The sequence below is a fragment of the Streptococcus rifensis genome (genome assembly GCF_053203525.1).
Genome location: NZ_JBRUCW010000004.1, coordinates 51784 through 70811, shown reverse-complemented (window position 1 = coordinate 70811; position 19028 = coordinate 51784). Strand labels below are relative to the sequence as shown.

The window sequence follows — 19028 nt, the reverse complement described above, 5'->3', positions numbered from 1 at the left end:
GACTGTTTCAGAGAAAGGGAGGTCCCATGTTATTTTTAGATAAAGATTCCTATGCCTTATTGACCTACTTAATGGAACTTGAGGAACCAGAGACCATTATGGCTATCTCAAAGAAAATCAACCAATCTCGGCGAAAAATCTATTATAGCTTGGAAAAGGTTAATGAGGCACTGCCTGAGTCCGTTGGCACAATAGTCAGCATTCCAAGAGTCGGTGTACAACTGACACCCGCTCAAAAAGAGGCCTGCCAAGCTCTCTTGGATGAATTGGATGATTACAGTTATGTCATGAGTATGGAGGAGCGGATTCAACTGCTTTTGGTCTATATCCTAGTCTCTCCTGAGCGCGTGACACTGGAGCGCATGATGGCTTTAACAGATGTTTCGCGTAATACCACCCTTAATGATCTCAATGAAATTCGAGAGCGTCTCAGCAAAGAGTATTGTTACCTCCCGTTAACGGTTACTAAAAACCGCGGATACTTTATCAACTGTCATCTCCTAGATAAAATTCAGTACATTTATTCTCTCTTATTCTCCATTTTCCAATCTAGTAATGAGAGTTTTTTAGCCATTTTTGAGAAGAAATTTAAAACCTTGTCCTCCATATTTACTTCCCTGGATACAGATCGTTCGCTTGCCTTGCGTCAGTATTTCCATCGTCTCCAGAAGAACTGGGGAAAGGAAATGTATGAATCTGATATTGTCTTGACGGTTAAGATGTTACCTTATATCTTGATGAGTTATCGAAATAGCCATCTATCCGCAGAGGACAGAGACGATGTTTTGAAAGAGTTGAGCCTGGTTCATGAGAGGATTGAATATAAGGTTGCGCAAGACATCAGTCAATTTTTACTAGAGGAGTATCATCTCAAGCTTGATGATGTTGAAGAAGCCTTGATAGGCATTTTATTACTGTCCTCGCGGAAGAACCATGACAGCCACGTTAATACATTGGATTTTAGAGATGTCGAAGAAGCTATCGAACTCTTTCTACAAGCTTTTGAAATTCATACTCAGTATCAGTTTGTGGAGCGGACAGAATTAGCCGAGCGTCTCTTGATACACTGTAAAGCTTTGATTTTTAGAAAAACATATGGAATCCTCTCCAAAAATCCTTTGACCGCTCAGATCAAAGAAAAATACAGTCCGCTTTTTGAAGCGACGGCTGACTGCGTAGACGTTTTAGAAAATGCCTGGATGATACAATTAACAGACGATGATATAGGTCATTTAGCGGTCCACTTGGGGGGAGCTCTTAGAAGTATTGAACTCCAACGACCGCCAGAGAGAGTTTGTATCGTCTGTGATGAGGGATTACCTATTCAAAAACTTCTGGTCAGGCAGATGGAGTATCATTTTCCTAGAGTTACCATTGTGGCCGTCTTTACGACAGAACAATTTAAGAGCGTTGAAGACATTTTAGAAATGGATGCCTTGATCCAAACAAGTGATAGTTTAGACACATTGGTTCCTTCTGCTCAAGTCAGTCCCATTTTAAATCATGATGATATTCTGAAGATTAGCCAAGTTTTGTCACGCCCAAATCCTTTGAGGAGCCATACAGCAGACGATCTCAATGGCCTTATTGCCTCTTACATTACTGATGATGAAAGGCAAATTGCCTTTAAAACAAAATTACAGCAACTCATCCAAGAAAATTTAATGATGAGCCTAACGATAGATGATCTTGATTAAGAGCATTTAAAATGGTGTAACATCTGTATTTATATCCAACATTAAACAAAGAACAGTCCAAGAATGGACACAGTCTTGTGTCTGATTTGGGCTTTTTTTAGCGTTGTGAAGGCGTTATCATAGAAGTATCAAAAACATAGTTATGCCCTTTTAAAAGTCAGGAAAATACGATTGAGCTTGGTTTTTCTAGGGTATTAAAAAGGAGGCAGTCAAATGGCCAATGTTAAAGACATTACAAGAGAATCTTGGATTCTCAGCACTTTCCCAGAGTGGGGAACTTGGCTCAATGAAGAGATTGAAGAAGAAGCAGTTCCTGAAGGCAATTTTGCCATGTGGTGGTTGGGGAACTGCGGTGTCTGGGTGAAAACGCCAGGCGGAGCTAACATTGTCATGGACCTTTGGTCAGCACGTGGCAAATCAACCAAAAAAGTCAAAGATATGGTGCGCGGGCATCAAATGGCAAATATGGCGGGTGTCCGTAAGCTTCAGCCTAATCTACGAGTACAACCAATGGTGATTGATCCCTTTGCTATTAATGAATTAGATTACTACCTTGTGTCACATTTTCACAGTGACCATATTGATATCAATACGGCGGCGGCGATTATCAACAATCCAAAGTTAGATCATGTGAAGTTCGTTGGTCCTTACGAATGTGGTGAAATTTGGAAGAAATGGGGAGTACCTGAAGAACGCATCGTTGTCATCAAACCCGGAGAAAGCTTTACCTTTAAAGACATGACCGTTCATGCGGTTGAATCGTTTGACCGGACCTGTCTAGTGACCTTACCGGTTGATGGGGCGGATGCTCAAGATGGTGAGTTGGCAGGCTTAGCTGTCACGGATGAAGAGATGGCCCGTAAAGCTGTTAACTATGTTTTTGAAACGCCAGGTGGCACCATTTACCATGGCGCTGATTCTCACTTCTCAAACTATTTTGCCAAGCATGGCCGTGATTTTAAGATTGATGTTGCCCTGAATAATTATGGCGAGAATCCTCTCGGTATTCAGGACAAGATGACATCCGTTGATCTTCTTCGTATGGCTGAAAATCTTCGTGCAAAAGTGATTATTCCAGTGCATTACGATATTTGGTCTAACTTTATGGCTTCTACTGATGAAATATTAGAACTTTGGAAAATGCGTAAAGAACGTCTTCAATACGACTTCCATCCTTTTATCTGGGAAGTAGGTGGCAAGTACACTTATCCGCTTGATAAGGACCGTATTGAATATCATCATCCCCGTGGATTTGATGATTGCTTCTTAGAAGATTCCAATATCCAGTTTAAAGCCTTGCTTTAAAAAATACATAAACCTCCATTCACATCAAAGATCAGAGAAATCTGGTCTTTTTGCTAAAATAAATGGAATAACATAAAAAACTAAAGCGTATTCATTCATTTTATGATAAAATAGTAAATGAATTTAATGAAAAAGGTAACTCGGTTACCAGGCTAATGAAGGAGAACCTATGTCCAATACTTCTATTAATGCTATTCGCTTTCTTGGGATTGATGCGATTGAAAAATCAAAATCAGGCCACCCAGGAATCGTTATGGGCGCTGCGCCAATGGCCTACAGCCTCTTTACCAAGCACCTTCGTGTGAACCCAGAAGTTCCGAACTGGATTAACCGCGACCGTTTCGTGCTCTCAGCAGGTCACGGCTCCATGTTGCTCTACGCACTCTTGCACTTGTCAGGGTTCGAAGACCTCTCCATGGATGAGATCAAGAACTTCCGTCAGTGGGGCTCAACAACTCCAGGTCACCCAGAATTGGGCCATACTAAGGGTGTTGACATTACGACTGGTCCTCTTGGTCAAGGGATTGCCTCTGCAGTAGGGTTTGCCCAAGCAGAACGCTTCCTTGCAGCGAAATACAATAAAGACGGCTACAACCTCTTTGACCATTATACCTATGTTATTTGTGGTGATGGCGACCTGATGGAAGGTGTTTCAGCAGAAGCAGCATCCTATGCTGGTCTCCAAAAGTTGGATAAATTGATCGTTCTTTACGATTCAAACGATATTAACCTTGATGGTCCAACATCAGAATGTTTCACAGAAGATGTTCGTGCCCGTTATGATGCTTATGGCTGGCATACGCTTTTTGTAGAAGATGGTACAGATCTTGACGCTATTAATGCAGCGATTGAGGATGCTAAAAAAGCTGGCAAGCCAACACTTATCGAAATCAAGACGGTAATTGGCCATGGCTCACCTGCAAAAGCAGGTTCAAACGCTGCTCACGGTGCTCCTCTAGGCGCTGACGAAGCGCAAGCAACTCGTGAAAACCTTGGTTGGGACTATGCGCCATTTGAAATTCCTGAAGAAGTTTATGCAGACTTTAAGACTAATGTTGTGGACCGTGGCCAAGAAGCGCATCAGGCTTGGGAGACATTAGTGGCTGATTATAAGAAAGCCTTCCCTGAATTAGCGGAAGAATTGTCAGCTATCCTTGATGGGAAAGACCCTGTTGTCGTGACACCAGAAGATTTCCCAGCGATTGACAATGGCTTCTCGCAAGCGACTCGTAACTCAAGCCAAGACGTTCTTAATGTGATTGCGGCGAAAATGCCTAATTTCCTTGGCGGTTCAGCAGACTTGGCGCACTCTAACATGACGGTTATCAAAGGCGAAGGACTTCAAGATAATGAAGCACCGCTTAATCGCAACATCCAATTTGGTGTGCGGGAATTCGCTATGGGAACAGTTTTGAATGGTATGGCAGCTCACGGTGGACTCCGGGTCTATGGCGGCACCTTCTTCGTCTTTTCAGATTACCTCAAAGCAGCCATTCGCCTGTCAGCGATCCAAGGCCTTCCAGTGACCTATGTCTTTACCCATGACTCGATTGCAGTCGGTGAAGACGGTCCGACCCATGAGCCAGTAGAGCACCTTGCAGGCCTTCGTGCCATGCCAAACCTTAACGTGCTTCGCCCAGCGGATGCCCGTGAAACACAAGCGGCTTGGCATTTGGCTGTAACCAGCCCACAAACACCAACAGCCCTTGTCTTGACCCGTCAAAATTTGACTGTTCAAGAAGGGACTGACTTTTCTCAAGTAGCCAAAGGGGCCTATGTGGTTCACGAAGAAGCTGACTTTGACACGATTTTGATTGCGACAGGCTCTGAGGTTGAATTAGCAGTTAATGCTGCCAAAGCACTTGCTGAAAAAGGTACGAAAGTGCGCGTGGTCAGCATGCCATCAACCAATCTCTTTGATGCCCAAGATGCTGATTACAAGGAAGAAATCTTACCAAATGCAGTCCGTCGCCGCGTAGCGATTGAAATGGGTGCCACTCAAAACTGGTACAAGTATGTCGGTCTTGATGGTGCTGTAATGGGTATCGATACCTTCGGTGCCTCTGCACCAGCTGCAGAAGTAATTGCCAACTACGGTTTCACCGTTGAAAATGTTGTTGAAACAGTTGAAGCCTTAGATTAAAGGTTAGCACAATGCAAAAAAAAGTGGAAATTTTTCCACTTTTTTTATTTTTTTCGAATAAGGAGGTAGAAGCCCATTTGAAAAGGATCAATCAAAGGGAAGAAATAAGGAGACCAAAACCCATGAAAAAGTTTACACTTAGCCAATTTTTGTTAGCAACCACCGTTTTACAGTTGGCGCAACCCTATCTGGTTCAAGCAGAGGAACCAAGTGCTACAAGCCCGACTGTCGCAGTAACCGCGAAGTCATCAGCTGAAGACGGGGGAATGACTCTGGGAGGATCAGCCGCTTCAGCTACAGATCAAGGAGATAAAAAGGAGGCATCTGCTGATGGGGATACAACCTCCAATTCATCGGAAGAATCAGCTACCGTTAGCGACTCAGCGGAAGGCTCAGGAGAAGAAACTATCTCTACTAAAAAAACGGTAGAAGTTCCTACAGCACTTTCTACCCTAGATGATTCCAAGTTGCAAGCCTGGATAACGAAACATCAATTTCAGTTTGTGCAAACTTTGTTCCGAACGGATGGTGAAAACAAGGAGATTCATGCCAGTGTGGATGGGTATCAAGCTCCTTATGACTTGAAAGACTACACCTACCTATCGTCCATCATCACTACGACAGATAAAGGGCCGTCCTTGGTCCATATTTATCGCGATGCTTCTTACATTGACAAGGCGATTGTCCGTACAGAATATTATGATGGAACGTCTGGGAAAAAGCTTCAAAAAGATCAAAAAGGACAAGCTTTTGAGGAATCCATCGGTGAGCGTAAGTACTATTATGATGTGATTGTGGAAGAAAATGGGGAGAAGGTTTATAAAATTTTCTATCTAACAGATGAGGACTTTGTCGCTTATGGTGGTAGTAAATACTATGTCAGGCTAACGGATTACACTCGTTTTGTGGACCAATCAACAGGTCAGGAAATTGCGACCCAACAAGAAGGTTTTATTCCAATTTATGATGTGTCAGGCTACCACTTTGTTTCTGCAGAGATTATAGAAGAAAATGGTCTCAGTTATTTTGTTCAAACCTTTGCCAAGGATGAACCGTCAGAAGGGATTGCCGATACTGAGACGACAAATGATACAGGGCAAGTGGTTGAAAAAGACACAGATAACAGCACTTCTCAGGCAAAACCATCCAAAACTGATCTTCCTTCAACAGGGGAAAATCGTTCACTAGCAACTGTGCTCGGTATCGCTTTACTTGCTGTTTTAGCCTTTGTTGGCATTCGCTGGTCTAAGAGCAAGAACAAGAAGGTCAATGATTGAACCAGACCTATCTTCCTTTCTCTAGAGAGTTGATAGGAGGATAGTTTTGCTCAAAGACAATAAACAAGAGCTGGGGTGACCCAGCTCTTGTTCTCATTAGGTGAACACCTGAGACAAATGAACTTCAAAAGAAAGAAAGCATCAAAGAGGTCCCGTACAGGATTCCTATCGGAAGTCAATGATGAAGAGATATCAAAAACAATCAAGATAGGCCTTGCTCTATAAAAATAAAAATGGATAAGCGCTATAAGAGTTAAGGCTGTTCGTTTTCATTTTGTAAGAGTGTTGATATCTGGGGAGGAGACGGTTTGAACGATAGGCGTATCCTTTGAGTTTGACAATTATCCCATCATTGTGGAATCCTGATCGAGAAGTGTTACAGGTGCTCCAAGAAAAGCATATTGAGTATACCCATCAAGAGTGAGTGATGGGTGACAGAAACTATCCGCAGTTACGATGCGAGATTTTCAGAGCGATTTAGGATTTCAAGACAACCTTTTCTGTCCAAGGAGAAGCTGCTTCATCGATCACAGCGTTTAGATCTTCCATGTTTTGACGGCCATGCTCTGCCAACCAAGCGCGGCCAGCGTCATCACCATCTTTGGCGTATACAGCTACAGAATCAGCCCAAGTGGCACGTCCACAAAGGACACCGTTGAAGGTTGAGCCGGCTTCTTTAGCAAAGCGAAGCGTTTCTTGGAAGAGACTAGCAGAAACGCCAGCGCTGAGGAAGATGAATGGCAAGTGAGTCGCATCAGATTGCGCTTTAAAGAGGTCAAGAGCTTCTTGGTGGGTGTGAAGCGGTGTGACACCGTCTTTGGTAAAGCCTTCGACATAAGCCATGTTGATTGGAACTTCAACCTTAAGAACGTCTACGTTGTAACGGGCGTCTGAGAAGAGTTTCATGGCTTCGATGACTTTATGAGCTTTCACTTTAGCGTACTCTTCACCTTTAACATCGATATCACTGGCGTCATAGGTTAAGATTTCAAGGAAATACGGGATGTCTTCGGCCACACATTCAGAACCAACACGTTCGACCCAAGCTTTTTTGATGTCATTGATGTCTTCGCTTTCGTCAATGTCGAAGTAGATGAGCACTTTAACCGCATCAGCACCCAATTCTTTGATACGTTTAGCAGACCAGTTTGGCAAGAGGTCTGGAATACGACCAACTGTTGTCGCATCGTAGCCAGTCTTTTCATAGGCAACGATAAGGCCACTGTTTTCATCACGTAATTTTGTTGCAGGAACACCGTACTCTGGGTCTAAGAGGATGGAGGTTGAAAATGGTGTCAATTCTTGTGAGATGAGCTCTTTAAAATGAATGATGGATTCATCACCAGTAGAGCCACCACCAGCAGTAATCATCTTACGCAAGGCACCACGTTGGTCGATGGCAAGCGCACCGATGACATCCTTATCATTTGAGAGATTTTTCAAATGTTGTAATTTTCCTGGGGTTAATTGAAGTGTCGTCATAAGTTATCCTTTCTAAAGGTCTTAAAATGGGTTGGGGTTAGGTTTCCTTTTGAAAATAGACTTTGCCATCGATATAGGTGGCTTGGAGGTTCAGGTCATCGTCTAAAACGATGAAGTCTGCTGGATAGCCAGGATCGATCTTGCCACAACGGTCATCGATGCCAACTGAGGCAGCAGGGTTAAGACTGGCCATGCGAAGGGATTCAGCAGGTGTTGCGTTGCCCCATTTGACTACATTTTGGACAGCTGTAATCAATTCAAGCACAGAGCCAGCCAAGCTGCCATTGTGTTTGAGACGGGCGGTACCGCCTTCAACGATAACATCGAATTCCCCGAGGGTGGATTCGCATTCGCCCATGCCGCCAGCGCGCATACAGTCTGTAATCAAGACCGTTTTATCAGGACCGGCTGCCTGCATGACAATCTTGGCGGATACAGGATGGACATGATGGCCATCGCAAATGAGTTCATCATACTGGCCGAGTGTTAAGGCTGAGCCGACCACACCAGGTTCTCTATGATGAAGACCGCGCATGCCATTATAGGTATGAACAAAAATGTTAGCACCGGCTTCAACAGCTTGACGACAGTCTTCGTAAGTCGCATCGGTATGCGCGATAGCGCTGTAGATGTCCTTAGACTTGGCATGTTTAATAAAATCGACAGCTCCGTCGCGCTCTGGTGCAAGGGCAATTTTCTTAACCCAGCCTTGAGCTTTTTCCTGCCACTCATCGAGATAAGCGATAACCGGATCGCTCATATAACTAGGGTTTTGCGCTCCCTTGTAGGCTTCATTGAAGAAAGGCCCTTCAAGGAAAATCCCTTGAATTTTTGCCCCAGAAACCTTATCAACATTTTGTCCGATGGTTTCACAGACGTCGTTTAAAAGCTCGCGCTGAGCTGTTAACGTTGTAGGCAAATAGGAGGTTACCCCGCAAGAAGGCAGACCGTCTGAAATGACGCGCAAGCCTTCGGCAGAGTTATCCATAACATCATGGCCCATAAACCCATGAATATGAGTATCAACCAGCCCAGGGGCGATGCTGTAAGGACCGTAGTCGATAATGTCTCCGTCTGTTGGTTGTTCGGTCTGGTAGTGGCCAAGAGTACCGTCTTCTAGGACTGGCAAATAGCCTGGCCCCTTAACCTCATCAGTAAAGTAAAATTGTTTGGCATATAGATAACGTGTCATAAGTTGCCTTTCTATGTGAGAGGGTGAATAATAACCCCTTTCACGACGCGGTTGACAGTGCCGCTTGGAGATGGTGTGTCTGGTTTGTTTTCAACCTTGATGGCTGTTAGGAGCGAGACCGTTTGGCCGAAAATGGCGTAAGGTAGAGCGAGGTAACCATCAGGGATAGTGGCAAAGGCCTGGTCTAAGGTAAAGCTTTCCCCGTCAAAGTTGAAGGGCTTATCGACTTGAATACCACAGACAAGTGTTGCAATCTGATCACCAGAGAGTTCGTTTAAAATATCCACATCGTATTGACGTGTGTAGTCATCATTAGAGACAAAGGCAAAGGTTAGAGACTTGTCGTTGACGAAAGATTTTGGACCATGACGAAACCCAAGCGAGGAATCAAATGCTGTTGCAATTTGACCAGCTGTTAACTCGAGAATTTTGAGTTGCACTTCTCGAGCGAGTCCTGCAAGAGGACCAGAACCGAGATAGATGACACGATCAAAATCAAGGTCAACATAGGCCTGGATCCTTTCTTCAGCATCAAGGACGCTTTGACCAGCTTTAGCAATAGTCTTGACATAGCTTTCTTTTAGGGAGAGTTCTGTCTGATCGAAGACTAGTAGAGCAGTTAAGGTCATGCAGGTAAAGCTTCCAGTCATGGCAAAGCCAGCATCATTGGACCGTTCTGGCATAATCAAAAGCAAGTTACGCTCGTCTCCGGCAGCTTTTTGGGCCAGCTGCCCTTCAGGAGCACAGGTGATGGTGATTTGATAAAAATCCTTGACAATTTGCTGACCAAGCTGGACGCTGGCAACACTCTCAGGCGAGTTACCCGACCGAGCGAAGGAAACAAGCACAGTAGGCTCGTCAGCCTTGAAATATTCCTTCGGATTTGAGACGAGGCTAGTTGTTGCTACAGATTGGAAGTCAAACCGTTTTTCATCTCCGAACCGTTTGAGATGAGGTAGGATGGTATCACCGACATATTGAGAGGTTCCAGCCCCTGTAAAAATCACACGGAGCTTTTCGTGTGGCAAGTGGTTTAAGAAGGCTGAGATGCGCTCAAGGTTGGTTTTGTAGTAATCAAAAGCCTCAAGCCACAACTCTGGTTGCTGTCGAATCTCACGTGTCGTGATTTCAGCTCCAAGAGCCTCCAATTCAGCAGTTGATAGTTGAAACATAGTGTCCTCCTTTAGGAAAAATTGTTATTGATTTCGATAGTGACGGACCTGATAATAAAAACAATCATGACGGGCGACGCTGCTCGTGTATTCAACAATGACACGGTCTTGATTGTAAGATTTACGTGTCAAACTGAGGCAGGCATCTCCTTCGGTCGCGTTTAAATGGCTGGCCTGTTCAGGACTTAAAAGGTCAGCTGTAAAAACCTCATCTGCAAAAAGAATATATTGATCATAGACGGTTTCAAAAAGATCGTAAAGAGAGTGTTCTTCCAGATTATAACTGCTCAAATCTGGAAACAAATGAGATGGTAGATAGGTAATCTCAAGCATCATTGGCCGTTTATCGGCTAAACGCAAACGGTTGAGATACCAAACGGGTTCCCCTTGTTTGAGATGGAGTTCCTCTGCGACAAAAGAATCCGGAACGATTTGTCCAAAGCCTAGGATCTTACTACTTGGAACCTTATCAATGGCCTGCATTTGTTCCGTAAAGCTGTAGCCCATACTGAGTTTGGGACGGTCTTGCCAAGCATCTGAAGTAAAGGTTCCTTTTCCGTGATGCCTTGAAATATAGCCTTGACCTTCCAAATAGTCTAAGGCAGCTCGAACAGTTGTTCGGCTGACATCATATTGGCGGCAGATTTCCCGTTCGGATAAAAACTTTTGTGAACTGTCCATCTGTTTAATGGTCTGTATGAGTTGCTCGCTCAATTGTAGATATAGGGGGTTAAGTTCAATCATAAAAAACCTCCAACTGGTAACGACCAGTTACCTATAGTTACTTATATTGTATCGCTTCTACTAAAAAAAAGCCAGATAGTAATTTACCAAAATTGAATCTTTTTTTAACAGAACAAGTCAATTAATATACTAGATGAATACTATTATAAGATTAACGCTCATCTTTTTGTTAGTAGGGACTTAAAGTATTGAAATCAAACCGTGCTAAGCATGTAAAAAACAGGTTCGGTTAATTCCGGACCTGTTTTTAGTTAATAGATAAGTTGTAGCGCCTTAAATTTGCTTGTACAATTTTTTAGCATAGCTTGAAGGAGAGTAGCCAAAAGCGTTTTTAAAGGACCGTGAGAAAGCAGGAAGGGAATGGTACCCCACTAACCGTGCAATTTCTGTCAGCGAGTAACTAGAATCACGCATCAGGATTTTTGCTTGTTTCAGGCGTTGTTCTTCAATATAAGCATGGGGTTGCATTCCGACAAAACGGTGAAAGAGCGATTGTATGTTCGAACGAGACATGCCAAAGTGATGGGTCACGTCAATAACACGTGCTTCTGGGTGTTCCTTGATATATTCAGTGATTTGTTGCGTCAAATCTTGATCGTATTTTTCCTTCATGGATGACGCTTTTGAAGGATAAGGATTTGATTCGCTTATTAAGGAAAGAATAAAGAGTTTTAACCGGGCGATTAAATGATCATTCTTATAAGGAAAATGGTCCTCGTCACTGATACGAATAAAGGTTTCTATCTGAGCAATTTGGCCTGAACTCAAGTGGAAAATACGATTAAAAAATTGAGGATCAAGGAGCGTCATATCAAAGAGAACGGTGATATAAGTAGTTGTATCCTCTTCGTTGACAGCTTGCGTATGCGTTTGATTTCGCTGATATAAAATAGCGTCGTTCTTTCTCAGCAGATAGTGCTTACCATCAATAACCGTTTCTAATTCCCCTTGCTCGACAATCGTCAATTCACAATAGCGATGCTGTTCTGGCCCAAAATGATAGGGGGCTTTCTTGACTTGATAGTAGAGGGTGAAGATTTCAGAAATATGAACAGCAGGCGCAATTGGGTTCCATTCGATTGGTTCGAGTAAAACGGTTTCATTTTCATTAGAAAAAGGAGCAAGTTTCTTATTGATAGAACTTGCTTCAGAAACACTAGTCAGGTTATAAAAAGTACCTGGCAAAACTTTAATGGTTCCATGGAGGATGAATTTCTCAAAAGGACCTTGGATATCTCTTGAGACGACAAGCAATGAGATACCTGATGTTGCACTGAGATATACGGGTTTGTCGCAGGATAAAAGGGTAGCTACAGGGAGTTTTTCATAAAAAGACTCCGAAGAATGGTAGGATTTAGGACCGGGACCCACGACAGATTTAAAATGGATATTTTTATCAATTGCCGATGTTTTGGTAAACATAATAGGCATCCTTTCCAGAATAATAGACGAATTTGAAACTAATCTGAGGTTAATTTGAACTTGTAATAGTCCCATTTTTTATAAGACTCAATATGCTCGAAGATTTCCTGGGTTTCTTCGTTGAAGGTTGTCCGAACCTGTAAGATGGTAGGTTCGGTTTCAGTCGTTTCGAGGACCTTCGCTACTTGCTCTGGGGTCGGAAACTTAACTTCGTTTGTTTCTGTGAAACTCTCTTCGTTTAAATGAATATCATGAGCTGTCTTAAAGTGCTGATAAATGGAACTGTAGTAGGACATGTCATGGTTTTTGACATCGATGAACTTCTCTGGGATGAATGATTTTTGATAGATATAGGCTGTCCCATCTGCCCGACGCAATCGTTCAATACGGTAGTAAGCTCCGTTTTTCCCGAGTTTTAAGGTTTTTAAAATAGTTGGATCTTGCTCGCGGACGAGAGCTAATACGGTGACCTCATCCTTATCAAACGGAAAAACTTCCACATCTGAGAAGCGGACACGTTTCCCTTTGCGGGCTCTGGAAACGAAGGTCCCTTTTCCTTGCCGACGGGTGAGATATCCTTCTGTCACCAAGTCGTTGAGGGCCCTGATGACCGTAATCGAACTCACTTGGAAGATATCGATAAGCTCAGCTTCGGTATAAAATTTATCGCCGTTTTCAAACTTCCCAGAGCGCAATTGTTGCTTGAGATCGTTTTTAATCATCTGGTATTTTGGAATTCTCATAGTAAAAGACCTTTCTATAAATGTTGGTGTAGAGGTGTTGTTCTTACTTATAATATTAACATAAAATCAAAATTTAAGAAAGAATATCTCGGTTTTGTCATATAAAAAAGATATAGTGGTCATTTTGTCATAAAAAGTGAAAAAAGTAATTAAAAAAACTAAAAATGTAAAAAAACAATATTGACTTTTGGGGAAAGATAAGATACTATATTGATATACGAAAGCGCTATCTAAAATTTAAAAAGGAGGTGCCGAGTGATAAAATTTGAAGTATCGGATGACTTTTATTTGAATGGGGAGTCCTTTAAAATTTTATCGGGGGCTATCCACTATTTTAGAATTCATCCAGATGATTGGTATCATTCTTTATACAATCTTAAGGCCCTAGGGTTCAATACTGTTGAAACTTACGTGGCTTGGAACCTTCACGAACCGTCAAAGGGTCAGTTTAATTTTCAAGGGATTTTAGACTTAGAAAGATTCCTAGACACTGCAAAAGACCTTGGGTTATATGCGATCGTCAGACCATCACCTTTCATCTGTGCAGAATGGGAATTTGGTGGCCTACCAGCATGGCTGCTCAATGAAGATATTAGGATTAGAACATCCGATCAAAACTACTTAAAGCATGTCGCGGAATACTATGATGTCCTCCTGCCCAAGTTGGTCAAAAGGCAATTTGACCATGGCGGTAATATCTTGATGATGCAAGTCGAAAATGAGTATGGCTCTTTTGGGGAAGAAAAAAAATACCTGAGAGCTCTTAAAGACTTGATGACAACACGTGGTATCACTGTTCCCCTCTTTACGTCGGATGGCCCTTGGCGTGCTACTTTACGAGCAGGGTCGATGATTGAGGATGATATTCTGACAACAGGGAACTTTGGCTCTAAAGCAAGGCTTAATTTTAAGGACATGCAGGACTTCTTTGATGAGCATGGTAAGAAATGGCCACTCATGTGTATGGAGTTCTGGGATGGCTGGTTTAATCGGTGGAAAGAACCCATTATCCGGCGAGATCCTAAAGAGTTGGCAGAAGCAGTCAAAGAATGCATAGAACTAGGATCGATTAACCTGTACATGTTCCATGGAGGGACAAATTTCGGATTTATGAACGGGTGTTCCGCACGGGGCGTCACGGATTTACCGCAAGTCACTTCATATGACTACGACGCACCGCTAGACGAGCAAGGAAACCCAACTGCTAAATACTTTGCTCTCAAGGAGATGCTTCAGGAAGTCTTTCCAGATATTGAGCAGCTGGAACCTCTTGTTAAAGAAAGTTTTGAAAAGACGGGTATCCCTCTCAAAGACAAAGTCAGTCTCTTTAGCACGCTAGACACTTTAGCCCAACCGATTGAAACGGTTTACCCACTAACTATGGAAAAGCTTGGCCAGTCAACAGGCTATCTGCTTTACCGGACGGCAGTTGAAAATGATAAGCAAGAAGCCGAACGCTTCCGCCTGATCGATGGTCGTGACCGTGCCCAGTTCTTTATCAATGAGAAACACATCGCCACCCAGTATCAAGCTGAAATTGGTGAAGATATCATGCATCAGCTTGAGGATGGTAGGAGTCAGCTAGACGTTCTCATGGAAAATATGGGGCGCGTCAACTACGGTCACAAACTTCTGGCAGATACCCAGCGCAAAGGCTTGCGTCAAGGGGTTATGGCAGATTTGCACTTCCTAACAGGATGGCAACAGTATTCTTTACCTCTTGATCATGTCGATGCCATTGATTTTAGCGGCGAGTGGCAAGAAGGTCTACCAGCTTTTTATCGATACGAGGTTGATCTTGATCACCTTGAAGACACTTATCTGGACCTAGCAGAGTTTGGTAAAGGAGTCGCCTTTATCAACGGTGTAAACCTAGGTCGCTTCTGGAATGTCGGTCCAATTCTTTCCTTATATATACCTAAAGGGTTCTTAAGGGAAGGCAAAAATGAGATTATCATTTTTGAGACAGAAGGACAGGCGGCCCAAAGTATTCATTTAGTCAAAACCCATCACTATAAACAAATGGAGGAGGCCTAACTATGGCAATTATTGCAACACGGATTGACGGACGTCTCATTCACGGACAAGTCGCCAATCTTTGGACAACAAAGCTCAACATCAGTCGCATCATGGTGGTTGATGATGAGGTGGTTAACAATGACATTGAGAAGTCTGGCTTGAAGCTAGCAACACCACCTGGTGTCAAACTTTCAATCCTTTCTGTCGACAAAGCTGCTGCTAATATCTTAGCCGGTAAATACGATAGTCAGCGACTCTTGATTGTTGCTCGTAAACCAGATCGCTTCTTAGGTCTTTTAGAACGGGGCGTTTCGCTACCAGAGTTAAATGTCGGAAACATGTCCCAAAATGCTAACACGAAATCTGTGACACGCTCCATTAACGTTGAGCCTAAAGACATTGCAGATTTTGATGCACTAGCAGCCAAAGGTGTCAACCTCTATGCCCAAATGGTACCAGGTGACACTGCAAAACCTTTCATGCCATTGCTTGATAAGGTGAGATAATTACTTTCGGAATCATTCAAAAAATTTTTAGGAGGATACATCATGATTCAATGGTGGCAAATACTTTTACTCACGTTGTACTCAGCTTATCAAATCTGTGATGAGTTGACCATCGTATCGTCTGCTGGTTCGCCAGTTTTTGCAGGATTTATTTCCGGTCTTATCATGGGTGATATGGCAACCGGTCTTGCGATCGGGGCTAGCTTGCAGCTCATGGTTCTTGGGGTTGGTACCTTTGGTGGTGCTTCTCGTATTGACGCAACATCAGGTGCGGTATTGGCAACTGCTTTCTCAGTAGCACAAGGAATTGATCCTGAGTTAGCGGTAACAACAATCGCCGTTCCGGTAGCAGCTCTCTTGGTTTACACTGACATCTTGGGTCGTATGACCACAACTTACTTCGCTCACCGTGTGGATGCAGCAGTTGAACGTTTTGACTACAAGGGTATCGAACGTAACTACCTACTCGGTGCCATTCCTTGGGCCTTGTCTCGTGCCCTTCCAGTATTCCTTGCCTTGGCGCTTGGTGGTGGCTTTGTTCAAACAGTTGTTGACTGGATTGCAAGCGTTCAATGGTTTGCAAATGGTTTGACACTTGCAGGTCGCATGCTTCCAGGTCTCGGGTTTGCAATCTTGCTTCACTACTTACCAGTTAAACGTAATCTTCACTACTTGGCAGCAGGTTTCGGTATCACAGCTATGTTGACTGTTATCTACTCTAACATTCAAACCTTGGGTGGTACTGTTGCGAGCTACCTTGCTCCAATCAACGAATTGCTTCCAGAAGATGGTGCTCTTGCCTTTAGCAACAACTTCAAAGGCCTTCCAATGATTGGTATTGCGATTATCGGTGCTTTGCTTGCAGTGCTTCATTACAAAAACAGCCAACGCACAGTTGTAGCGCCAACTACTTCGAACGTAGAAAGTGGGGAAATTGAAGATGACGAAATCTAATTACAAATTAACAAAAGAAGATTTTAATCAAATCAACAAACGTAGTCTCTTTACCTACCAATTAGGATGGAACTACGAACGGATGCAGGGATCAGGTTACCTTTACATCATCTTGCCACAACTTCGTAAAATGTATGGAGATGGCACACCTGAATTAAAAGAAATGATGAAGATGCACACGCAATTCTTCAACACGTCAAACTTCTTCCATACTATTATCACTGGTATTGACCTTGCCCTCGAAGAAAACGAAGGGGTAGCGTCTAAGGATGCGGTCAATGGTATCAAGACAGGTCTCATGGGACCATTCGCCCCAATCGGTGACTCTATCTTTGGGTCTCTCGTTCCAGCTATTATGGGGACTATCGCAGCAACTCTAGCAGCCCAAGGTAACCCAGTCGGAATTTTACTCTGGGTAGCAGCTGCCATGGCTATCAACGTTTTCCGTTGGAAGCAGTTGGAAATTGCCTACCGTGAAGGAACTAAATTGATCACGACGATGCGAGATCGCTTGAATGCTTTGGTAGATGCGGCTACTGTTATGGGGGTATTCATGGTTGGTGCCTTGATTGCCACTATGATCAACTTCGAAGTATCTTGGATGCCTCAAATCGGTGAAAAAGTAATCGACATTCAAGACTTGCTCAACTCTATCTTCCCTCGTCTTGTACCAGCGCTCTTCACTGGATTTGTCTTCTGGCTTCTTGGTCGTAAAGGCATGACCTCTACCAAAGCTATCTTAATCATCATTCTTTTAGCAGTAGGTTTCTCTGCGATCGGACACTTCTTGTTTGGAATGGCGTAGACTATGGCAAAACAATTAGTGCTAATCAGTCATGGGTCGTTTAGCGAAGGACTAAAAGCCAGTACAGAAATGCTGATGGGACCTCAAGATAACATTCACACCGTTGTACTTGAACCTTCTGAGGGAGCGGATGATTTCCGTGCCAAGTTAGAAGAGGTTATTAAAGACTTTGATGAGTTTGTCATCTTTGCTGACTTGCTCGGTGGAACGCCATGCAATGTAGCTTCTCGCTTGCTCTTAGAAGGGCGTGAATTCGAGCTTTACGCTGGGATGAGCATGCCTATGGTCATCGGTTTCATCAATAATGAACTGGTTGGCATGAATGAGGATTTGGTGGTCTTTGCGACAACTAATACCAAGAAAGTCAATGATTTGTTAAACGCGTCTGATGACGAAGACGACGAAGATGAATAAAAAAACAAAAAACCTAGTCTTTAGTTAACATTTTCAAAAGAAAGCGCTATACTAAAGATAAGCCTAATTAAGAAAAGGACTTCTAACCTTTAGGTGGAAGTCCTTTTAAAAATAAGAAGGAGAATAGGATGACAATTACAGTTAGTGATTTTGGAGCAGAGCAATCCAAACTTTATCGCTTGACAAGTGAAACAGGAGTGGAAGTAGCCCTGACCAACTTTGGGGCTCGTATCGTTGAGTTTTGGGTGCCTGCTCCTGGTGGCAAACGCAATATCGTTGTTGGCTACGCTAGCGATGAGGCTTACCGCCAGGAGGATATCTATATCGGTGCCATGGTGGGTCCGGTTGCAGGGCGCTTATCTGGGGCTGAGATCACTCTAGGTGAGGAGACTTTCTCTCTAACGGCCAACGAAAAAGGCAACAACCTTCACGGTGGTCCAGAAAGCTTGCACACGGCCTATTGGGACACAGAGCTTTTGAGCGATTCTTCTCTAGCTTTCACAACCGTCTTAGCAGATGGGCAAAATGGCTTCCCTGGCCCGATTGCCGTCAAGGTCATCTACGAGTTGGTTGACAATGCCTTAACCTATCGTGTCGAAGGGGTATCTGAAAAAGAGACTATCTTTAATCCGACCAACCACGTCTACTTTAACTTGGATGGCGATGTGACAACAGTTATCGATGAGCACCAGCTGAAGATTAAGGCTGACAAATATGCTCCTCTCAAAGAAGACAATACCCCCGCAGGGCATTTGGAAGGCGTTGGTGGAACTGTCTTTGATTTTCGTGACTTTGCGCCGATTGGCCAAGGCTTTTATCGCGATGACCTGCAGCATCAGATCGCACAAGGCTATGACCACGCTTGGGTGCTTGAAGGAGATGCTCCTCAAGTGGAAGCGAAATCCTCTGATGGTAAGGTTAGCTTGACCTTGGACACAGACCTGCCATCTGTTGTTATCTATACCTATGGTTGGCCTGTGGCAGACGGGCGTGAGATTGTCCCGCACGGTGCCTTTACCTTAGAGACGCAGCTCTTGCCAGATGCCATGGTTAATCCTGGTTTTGGCGACATTACCCTAAAAGCAGGGGATGTCTTTACCAGTAAGACGACCTTTACAGTTACACTCATTTAATAAGGACTAAACCTTGTGAC

The 19028-nt window shown here is 43.5% G+C and carries 16 protein-coding genes; 10 read left to right on the top strand and 6 right to left on the bottom strand.

Annotated features, from left to right (window positions below; translation table 11 throughout):
- The first annotated feature begins 26 nt into the window (after positions 1–26).
- From ACVRYP_RS03505 to ACVRYP_RS03490, 4 genes are all read left to right on the top strand, one after another.
- On the top strand, positions 27–1697 hold the full coding sequence (locus tag ACVRYP_RS03505) for a BglG family transcription antiterminator (RefSeq protein WP_447467389.1): 1671 nt from the start codon (positions 27–29) through the stop codon (positions 1695–1697).
- A 213-nt stretch (positions 1698–1910) separates the two neighbouring features.
- Positions 1911–3002, top strand: a complete 1092-nt coding sequence (gene ulaG / locus ACVRYP_RS03500; RefSeq protein ID WP_447467388.1) for an L-ascorbate 6-phosphate lactonase — start codon at positions 1911–1913, stop codon at positions 3000–3002.
- 169 nt (positions 3003–3171) lie between these two features.
- Complete coding sequence (gene tkt / locus ACVRYP_RS03495) at positions 3172–5145, top strand: transketolase (RefSeq protein ID WP_447467387.1); 1974 nt, start codon at positions 3172–3174, stop codon at positions 5143–5145.
- A gap of 122 nt (positions 5146–5267) precedes the next feature.
- Entirely contained in the window at positions 5268–6422 is a 1155-nt protein-coding gene (locus ACVRYP_RS03490; RefSeq protein WP_447467386.1) for an LPXTG cell wall anchor domain-containing protein, read from the top strand.
- A 477-nt stretch (positions 6423–6899) separates the two neighbouring features.
- Here ACVRYP_RS03490 and lacD read toward each other — a convergent pair whose 3' ends face one another.
- The 6 genes from lacD to agaR form a co-directional block, all read right to left on the bottom strand.
- The gene (gene lacD / locus ACVRYP_RS03485) at positions 6900–7904 is read right to left on the bottom strand and encodes a tagatose-bisphosphate aldolase (RefSeq protein ID WP_447467385.1); all 1005 of its coding nucleotides are present in this window, start codon (positions 7902–7904) and stop codon (positions 6900–6902) included.
- Positions 7905–7941: 37 nt separating this feature from the next.
- A complete protein-coding gene (gene nagA / locus ACVRYP_RS03480; RefSeq protein WP_447467384.1) occupies positions 7942–9096 on the bottom strand; it encodes an N-acetylglucosamine-6-phosphate deacetylase in 1155 nt (384 codons plus the stop codon).
- 11 nt (positions 9097–9107) lie between these two features.
- Positions 9108–10268: an SIS domain-containing protein gene (locus ACVRYP_RS03475; RefSeq protein ID WP_447467383.1), complete on the bottom strand. Its 1161-nt coding sequence runs from the start codon at positions 10266–10268 to the stop codon at positions 9108–9110.
- A gap of 24 nt (positions 10269–10292) precedes the next feature.
- Positions 10293–11012, bottom strand: coding sequence for a GntR family transcriptional regulator (locus ACVRYP_RS03470; RefSeq protein WP_447467382.1), 720 nt, complete (start codon positions 11010–11012; stop codon positions 10293–10295).
- Between the two features lie 273 nt (positions 11013–11285).
- A complete protein-coding gene (locus ACVRYP_RS03465) occupies positions 11286–12434 on the bottom strand; it encodes an AraC family transcriptional regulator (protein ID WP_447467381.1) in 1149 nt (382 codons plus the stop codon).
- 38 nt (positions 12435–12472) lie between these two features.
- Complete coding sequence (agaR, locus tag ACVRYP_RS03460; protein ID WP_447467380.1) at positions 12473–13177, bottom strand: transcriptional regulator AgaR; 705 nt, start codon at positions 13175–13177, stop codon at positions 12473–12475.
- A gap of 255 nt (positions 13178–13432) precedes the next feature.
- Here agaR and ACVRYP_RS03455 point away from each other — a divergent pair, with 255 nt between their 5' ends.
- From ACVRYP_RS03455 to ACVRYP_RS03430, 6 genes are all read left to right on the top strand, one after another.
- Positions 13433–15214 (top strand): glycoside hydrolase family 35 protein, encoded by a 1782-nt coding sequence (locus tag ACVRYP_RS03455; protein ID WP_447467379.1) that lies wholly within the window; start codon positions 13433–13435, stop codon positions 15212–15214.
- Between the two features lie 2 nt (positions 15215–15216).
- The gene (locus tag ACVRYP_RS03450) at positions 15217–15702 is read left to right on the top strand and encodes a PTS sugar transporter subunit IIB (RefSeq protein WP_447467378.1); all 486 of its coding nucleotides are present in this window, start codon (positions 15217–15219) and stop codon (positions 15700–15702) included.
- Positions 15703–15744: 42 nt separating this feature from the next.
- Positions 15745–16656 carry a PTS mannose/fructose/sorbose/N-acetylgalactosamine transporter subunit IIC gene (locus ACVRYP_RS03445; protein ID WP_447467377.1) on the top strand — a complete coding sequence of 304 codons (912 nt, stop codon included), beginning with the start codon at positions 15745–15747 and terminating at the stop codon, positions 16654–16656.
- Complete coding sequence (locus ACVRYP_RS03440; protein ID WP_447467376.1) at positions 16643–17461, top strand: PTS system mannose/fructose/sorbose family transporter subunit IID; 819 nt, start codon at positions 16643–16645, stop codon at positions 17459–17461. The genes ACVRYP_RS03445 and ACVRYP_RS03440 overlap by 14 nt, the downstream gene beginning before the upstream one ends.
- A 3-nt stretch (positions 17462–17464) precedes the next feature.
- Entirely contained in the window at positions 17465–17875 is a 411-nt protein-coding gene (locus tag ACVRYP_RS03435) for a PTS sugar transporter subunit IIA (RefSeq protein WP_307122004.1), read from the top strand.
- A 128-nt stretch (positions 17876–18003) separates the two neighbouring features.
- Positions 18004–19008: an aldose epimerase family protein gene (locus ACVRYP_RS03430; RefSeq protein ID WP_447467375.1), complete on the top strand. Its 1005-nt coding sequence runs from the start codon at positions 18004–18006 to the stop codon at positions 19006–19008.
- The last annotated feature ends 20 nt before the right edge of the window (positions 19009–19028 follow it).

Coding starts and splice junctions, on each gene's coding strand:
- agaR (WP_447467380.1), bottom strand. CDS start 13,177: ATGAGAATTCCAAAATACCAGATGATTAAAAACGATCTCAAGCAACAA.
- ACVRYP_RS03475 (WP_447467383.1), bottom strand. CDS start 10,268: ATGTTTCAACTATCAACTGCTGAATTGGAGGCTCTTGGAGCTGAAATC.
- ACVRYP_RS03445 (WP_447467377.1), top strand. CDS start 15,745: ATGATTCAATGGTGGCAAATACTTTTACTCACGTTGTACTCAGCTTAT.
- nagA (WP_447467384.1), bottom strand. CDS start 9,096: ATGACACGTTATCTATATGCCAAACAATTTTACTTTACTGATGAGGTT.
- ACVRYP_RS03435 (WP_307122004.1), top strand. CDS start 17,465: ATGGCAAAACAATTAGTGCTAATCAGTCATGGGTCGTTTAGCGAAGGA.
- ACVRYP_RS03465 (WP_447467381.1), bottom strand. CDS start 12,434: ATGTTTACCAAAACATCGGCAATTGATAAAAATATCCATTTTAAATCT.
- lacD (WP_447467385.1), bottom strand. CDS start 7,904: ATGACGACACTTCAATTAACCCCAGGAAAATTACAACATTTGAAAAAT.
- ACVRYP_RS03470 (WP_447467382.1), bottom strand. CDS start 11,012: ATGATTGAACTTAACCCCCTATATCTACAATTGAGCGAGCAACTCATA.
- ACVRYP_RS03430 (WP_447467375.1), top strand. CDS start 18,004: ATGACAATTACAGTTAGTGATTTTGGAGCAGAGCAATCCAAACTTTAT.
- ACVRYP_RS03490 (WP_447467386.1), top strand. CDS start 5,268: ATGAAAAAGTTTACACTTAGCCAATTTTTGTTAGCAACCACCGTTTTA.
- tkt (WP_447467387.1), top strand. CDS start 3,172: ATGTCCAATACTTCTATTAATGCTATTCGCTTTCTTGGGATTGATGCG.
- ACVRYP_RS03505 (WP_447467389.1), top strand. CDS start 27: ATGTTATTTTTAGATAAAGATTCCTATGCCTTATTGACCTACTTAATG.
- ACVRYP_RS03440 (WP_447467376.1), top strand. CDS start 16,643: ATGACGAAATCTAATTACAAATTAACAAAAGAAGATTTTAATCAAATC.
- ulaG (WP_447467388.1), top strand. CDS start 1,911: ATGGCCAATGTTAAAGACATTACAAGAGAATCTTGGATTCTCAGCACT.
- ACVRYP_RS03450 (WP_447467378.1), top strand. CDS start 15,217: ATGGCAATTATTGCAACACGGATTGACGGACGTCTCATTCACGGACAA.